The 6,387-nt window shown below is 54.2% G+C and carries 3 protein-coding genes; 1 reads left to right on the forward strand and 2 read right to left on the reverse strand.

What is annotated here, in order from left to right:
* The first annotated feature begins 39 nt into the window (after nucleotides 1-39).
* Entirely contained in the window at nucleotides 40-4,263 is a 4,224-nt protein-coding gene (locus tag RMSM_RS27505; protein ID WP_236622320.1) for a PVC-type heme-binding CxxCH protein, read from the forward strand.
* 103 nt (nucleotides 4,264-4,366) lie between these two features.
* Here the strand turns inward: RMSM_RS27505 and RMSM_RS27510 are convergent, their stop codons facing one another.
* On the reverse strand, nucleotides 4,367-5,551 hold the full coding sequence (locus RMSM_RS27510) for an NAD(P)-dependent malic enzyme (RefSeq protein ID WP_008704768.1): 1,185 nt from the start codon (nucleotides 5,549-5,551) through the stop codon (nucleotides 4,367-4,369).
* A gap of 320 nt (nucleotides 5,552-5,871) precedes the next feature.
* Nucleotides 5,872-6,387, reverse strand: a 516-nt coding sequence (locus RMSM_RS27515; protein WP_040769634.1) for a TVP38/TMEM64 family protein, incomplete at its 5' end; no start/stop codon positions are given.

Genomic DNA, 6,387 nt, shown 5'->3' on the forward strand with positions numbered 1-6,387 from the left:
ACCAAGGACATCATCAACCCAAACCACGGTTCGACGAACTTGCCCCTCGTATTGCATACACGGGGAATCGAGATGACCTACAGCGAAGATTTGGCGATGCTGAATCCACAATCGCTGGAGCAATATGATGCGGTGGCGCTGTATGCGAACATCGACCATATCGAAAAACCGCAAGCCGATGCGTTGTTGCGATATGTCGAGCAGGGCGGAGGTTTTGTACCGCTGCATTGTGCCACGTATTGTTTTCGCAACGACGACCGGATCGTGGCATTGATGGGGGCTCAGTTTCAGCGGCACGGCACTGGCGTGTTTCGCACCGACATCGCCCAACCGGATCATCCACTGATGCAAGGTTTCGGTGGCTTTGAAAGCTGGGACGAAACTTACGTGCACCATCTACACAACGAAACAAACCGCACCGTGCTCGAGTATCGTGTCGACGCCGAAGGCCGCGAACCATGGACATGGATCCGCAGCGAAGGCGACGGACGTGTCTTCTATACCGCCTGGGGACACGACTCGAGGACCTGGACCAATCCGGGCTTCCAAAACCTTGTCGAACGCGGCATTCGCTGGGCCGCCAAAGGGAACCCGCAACATGCAGGTGACTTCCTGCAGGACAAAGCGTTTCCGGTTCCTGAAATGACCGCGATCGCCGACGACGTCAAACCGTTTGAATACGAAAACGTCGGTAACGAGATCCCAAATTACACTCCGTCGGACAAATGGGGTGTTCAGGGCAAACCGATGAACATGATGCAAAAGCCACTCGAACCCGCCGAGTCAATGAAGCATCTGGTGGTCCCTGAGGGCTTTCATGTCGAGCTGTTTGCGTCGGAACCGGATCTAAACGGAAAGCCGATCTGTATGGCTTGGGATGAACGCGGCCGATTGTGGGTCGCCGAGACCTATGATTACCCCAACGAATTGCAACCGCCGGGCAAAGGACGCGATCGCATCCGTATCTGTGAAGACACCGATGGCGATTGGAAAGCGGACAAGTTCACGGTATTTGCCGAAGAACTGAGCATCCCAACTAGCATCACATTCCATGACGGTGGGGCCATTGTTCAAAACGCCACCGAAACACTGTTCTTGAAAGACACCGACGGCGATGACAAAGCCGATGTTCGCAAAACATTGATCACTAATTGGACGCTCGGCGACACGCACGGCGGTGTCAGCAATTTCCAGTACGGATTGGACAACTGGATTTGGGCGATGCAGGGCTACAACCAATCCAAGCCGGTTGCCGACGGAAAACCTCAGCAAGCATTCCGGATGGGTTTCTTTCGCATGCGTCCCGATGGGTCGGAAGTGGAATTTATCCGCTCGACCAACAACAACACCTGGGGTCTGGGTATCAGCGAAGAAGGACTAATCTTTGGCTCAACCGCCAACGGCAACCCCAGTGTCTTTATGCCGATCGCCAATCGCTACTACGAGCGAGTTCGCGGCTGGACGCCGTCATTGACGCTTTCATCGATTGCCGACAGCAACGATTTCGATCCGATCACGGACAAGGTTCGCCAAGTCGATCACCACGGTGGTTACACAGCTGCGGCGGGGCACTCGCTCTACACAGCTCGCGAATATCCACAAGAATATTGGAACCGCGTCGCGTTTGTGAACGGACCGACGGGACATTTGACCGGGGCGTTTGTGCTAAAACATGACGGCAGCGGTTTTACAAGTACCAGTCCATTTAATTTGCTCGCCAGCGACGATGAATGGACCGCGCCGATTATGGCCGAGATAGGCCCCGACGGCCAGGTTTGGATCATCGACTGGTACAACTATATCGTCCAGCACAATCCGACTCCGCAAGGTTTTGAAACCGGCAAAGGAGCGGCCTATGAAACGAAGCTTCGTGACAAGAAACATGGACGCATCTACCGCGTGGTGTATGACGGTTCGGATGCAAAACCAAGTCCCGATCTTTCCAATGCGACGCCCCGCGAATTAGTGGCGGCACTAGGGCATCCGACCATGTTGACACGCAAACATGCTCAGCGTTTGTTGGTGGAACGAGGCAAAACCGATGTCACGGACGAATTGATCCAGTTGATTCAAGACGAGTCCACCGATGCGATTGGGCTGAACGTCGGAGCGATCCATGCGTTGTGGACGCTCGAAGGACTCGGTGAACTTGACGCGGATGACACTGCAGCAAGCTCGGCGGTGTTTGCGGCTCTGCGTCACCCATCGGCCGGCGTCCGTAGGAATGCAGTCATGGTGCTGCCATCGTCGACCGCGTCGGTCAACGCCTTGTTGGCCGCCGGCGTGCATCGTGACCCCAATGCCAACACAAAGCTGGCCGCGATTTTGGCCTTGTCCGATTTGCCATCCACTGCGGCAAGCGGCGAAGCAATCGCCCAAATCCTGTCCGAACCAGCCAACTTGACGGATCGCTGGATTCCCGATGCTGCTACCAGTGCGGCAGCTCAAAACAGCATCGGTTTCTTGCAAGCGGTTGCCCAGTCGCAAGAATCCAGTCCGGCAAAACGGCTGCTAGACATCACCCAATTGGTTGCCGAGCACTACGCGCGAGGTGACAACGCGAGCGAAATGGAAACGCTTGTGTCAAGTTTGCAAGATGCAAATCGCGAAGTTATTGATGCGGTGTTCGCGGGAATCAGCAATGGCTGGTCACGCGATCAAAAAATCGAAATGACCCCCGAACTCGAATCCGATCTAGAATCGCTTTTGGACCAGGGATCACCGGGGACTCGAGGTGTGATGGTTCGTTTGGCAACTCAGTGGGGCAGCCAGAAGTTCGATAAGTACAGCAAAGAGATTACCGCCGGTTTTGTCGATACGCTCAGTGACGAAGACGCGCTTGATGCGAAACGGATCGAGGCGGCTCGAAAACTGGTCGCATTTAGCCCCGCCGATGAGCAAACCGTCACGTCGCTATTGGATCAATTGACTCCAAGAACGCCTCCTGCGTTAGCCAACGGCATTATCGATGCTCTAGAGCAGAGTAGTTCCGAATCGCTGGGGCCACAATTGATTGAGCGACTTGCCACGATGACGCCTTCGGTCCGGCTGGCGAGTTTGACGCTGCTGCTGAAACGTCCTGGTTCCACAAAATCGTTATTGGAAGCGGCACAGAAAGGCGAAGCCTCGCTCAACGATCTGGCATTGGACCAGAAGCAATCGCTGGCATCGCATCCCAACAAATCGATTCGCGAAGAAGCCAAGAAGCTACTCGAAAGTGGGGGATCGCTGCCCAATGCTGACCGTCAAAAGGTACTCGAAGAGTTGTCTTTCGTCGCCCATAAAACAGGCGACGCGATCAAGGGCAAAGAAGTCTTTAAAGTTCACTGTGGAAAATGCCATGTCCACAGCGGCGAAGGCTCTGCCGTTGGGCCCGACTTGACAGGCATGGCGGTTCATCCGAAAGAGGAATTGCTCACGCACATTCTTGACCCCAGCCGGAATGTCGAAGGCAACTTTCGTGTCTATACCGTGCTGACACTTGATGGTTTGGTGCTCAACGGAATGTTGGCGTCGGAGTCGAAAACCGCCATTGAATTGTTTGACGCCGAAGGCAAAAAGCACGCGGTATTGCGTGAAGATGTCGAAGAGCTTCTGGCGTCGCAAAAATCGATTATGCCCGAGGGCTTCGAAAAATCGATCAAGCCTGAAGAGCTCGTCGATTTGCTGGAGTTCCTGACCAAACGAGGCAAAAACGTCGCGATCGATCTCAGCAAAGTCGCCTCCGCAGCAAGTGATCGCGGAATGTTCATCCACCCCAACAGCGAGGCTGAACGGCTTGTCTTTAGCGATTGGTCCCCCAAGACGTTCAATGACGTGCCGTTTCAACTGATCGATCCGCGAGATGGCACCGTGCCGAATGTGATTGTGTTACACAGCGATCACAGCCGAATCGTTTCGAAAATGCCAAATTCAGTGACGCTGCCTCTAAATGGACCAGCCAAGGCGATTCATCTGCTCAGCGGCGTATCGGGGTGGGGTTTCCCCTACAGTGACGCGAAAACCGTCAGCATGATCGTGCGAATTCACTATGCGGACGGATCGTCCGAAGACCACGAACTGTTCAATGGAGTTCATTTCGCTGACTACATTCGACGCGTGGATGTTCCGGAGTCCGAATTTGCATTTGATTTGTCTGGCCGACAGATTCGCTATGTGGCGGTATTTCCCAAACGGGCGGAACCGATTTCGACGATCGAATTGGTCAAAGGCCCCGATCGATCGGCACCCGTGGTGATGGCGATGACGGTGGAGTCGCCTTAATTGGCAATAGCACCATACGTTCGATTTGAATTGACCATGCAGCGTCACGAGGACACTGAAATAGCAGTAAACCGTTGGTTACAAATTAGATGGACGTGAGCAATTACGTCCCGTCCGCGGCGGTAGCCACGCGGTGGATCGCTGCCGCCACACTTGGGGCAACAGTTTGATCGAGTGGATTAGGCAGGATCATTTCGGCCGTGGGTTCGTGAACACAGTCGGCCAACGCGTGAGCGGCGGCAATCTTCATCTCTTCGCTAATTCGTTTGCTGCGGCTATCCAAGGCACCGCGAAAGATGCCGGGAAAAGCGAGTACGTTGTTCACTTGGTTTGGAAAGTCGCTGCGTCCGGTACCCACAATCGCCGCACCGGCGGCGATTGCTTCGTCCGGCATGATCTCAGGAATCGGATTGGCCATGGCTAGGATGATTGGATTTTTTGACATCGATTTCACGTGACTTGGTTTCAACAGGTTGCCCTTGCTGACGCCAATAAAGACATCGGCATCTTTCAGCACATCTGCGAGGCTGCCGTGTTGATTTTCACGGTTGGTGTAAGTCAACAATTGTTGTTTTTCGGGCGATAACCCTTCACGGTTTTGATGAATGGCGCCACGTGAATCACAAACAATCACGTCGAGCACGGATTGACAAACGTTTGGATCATGCCCGACGCAGCGCAACAACCGAGCGATGGCGGTTCCCGCCGCACCAGCGCCGTTAATGACCACTCGCATGTCGGTCAATTTGCGGTCGACCACTTTGGCCGCATTGATCAACGCTGCCAATAGCACGATTGCCGTGCCATGCTGATCGTCGTGAAAGACGGGGATGCCGAGGTCTTGCAATTGATTTTCGACCGCAAAACACTTGGGCGCCGCAATGTCTTCGAGATTGATGCCGCCGAACACCGGTGCAATCCGGCGAACGGTATCAATGATCCCCTGAGCGTCTTGGGTGTCCAGGCAAATAGGCCACGCATCAATCCCGGCGAACTCACGAAACAACAGCGCCTTTCCCTCCATGACCGGGATGGCTGCGTGAGCCCCAATATTTCCCAAACCCAGCACCGCTGAACCATCACTGACGATCGCAACCGAGTTGTTTTTGATAGTCAAGTCCCAAGCTCGCGATGGATCTTTTGCGATCACTTCACAAGGCCGTGCGACCCCGGGGGTATACGCAATCGACAAATCGTCCGCCGTCTTGACCGGCATTCGCGCGACCATCCCGATCTTGCCACGCAGCTGCTCGTGAACAATCAAACTTCGCGAAAAGAAATCAGTCATAAGAATTCTCGATGAAAATAATGAATAAACAGGTAGGTAAGAATCATTGCGTGAAATCCCGTTAGCCGGTTGGGCGCTAGACCCCGGTTGAGTGTCGGAACCGTGGCTAGCGGCTAGTTGATTTAGTCGAAATGCAAATCGCATTGGTGAGCCGAGGGCCGTAAGGCACCGGGTAATGCGTGAAACCCGGCCGCTGACGCGCGAGCGGCACATTAATTCAACAGGCCGCTAGCGCCAAAGCGGCCAATTTACTCAATGACTCCTGCCTCGCTGCTTTGCGAAAGTGATCCAACAGCGACAAGCTAATTGCCTTCAGCATATCAAACTGAGTTTACGCCGGTTGCCCCCGTTTTTCGCTGAATAAGCTTCATCGTCCATCGCACGATCAAAGGAAAAAGTCCTAGCAGCACAAAGGCGCTGCCGATCTGCCAAAGCTGGCCGGACGTAAATACGGCACCGATCCCTTGATCCGCCAGCGTCTGTAAGTCGGGAACACTCGACCCCGCATAAACGTAAACGGCGGTGCCCGCCAGCATTCCGATTTGGCTGACCCACCAAAACGTGCGAGTCCGAATCGGAGTCAGCCCCATCACGGCATTGATCACAAAAAAGGGGACTGCGGGGATCAGCCGCAATGTGAACAAGAAAAACGGGCCTTCCTTTTCAAGCGATGCGTTGAAACTCTTTAGCCGTTCGCCAAATCGATTCTGGATGGTGTCGCGAAACAGGAAGCGGCTCAGCAGAAACGCGACCGTTGCACCAGCAGTCGAGGCAAAACTGACCAAGATCAGCCCGCGACCGAAACCGAAATACCAGCCGTAAACCAACGTCAACAC

It is taken from the genome of Rhodopirellula maiorica SM1, from assembly GCF_000346295.1.
In the GTDB taxonomy this organism is placed as follows: Bacteria; Planctomycetota; Planctomycetia; order Pirellulales; family Pirellulaceae; genus Novipirellula; species Novipirellula maiorica.

Bases quoted from the DNA above. Each gene is read 5' to 3' on its own strand.
- RMSM_RS27510 (WP_008704768.1), bottom strand. From the start codon at position 5,551: ATGACTGATTTCTTTTCGCGAAGTTTGATTGTTCACGAGCAGCTGCGT.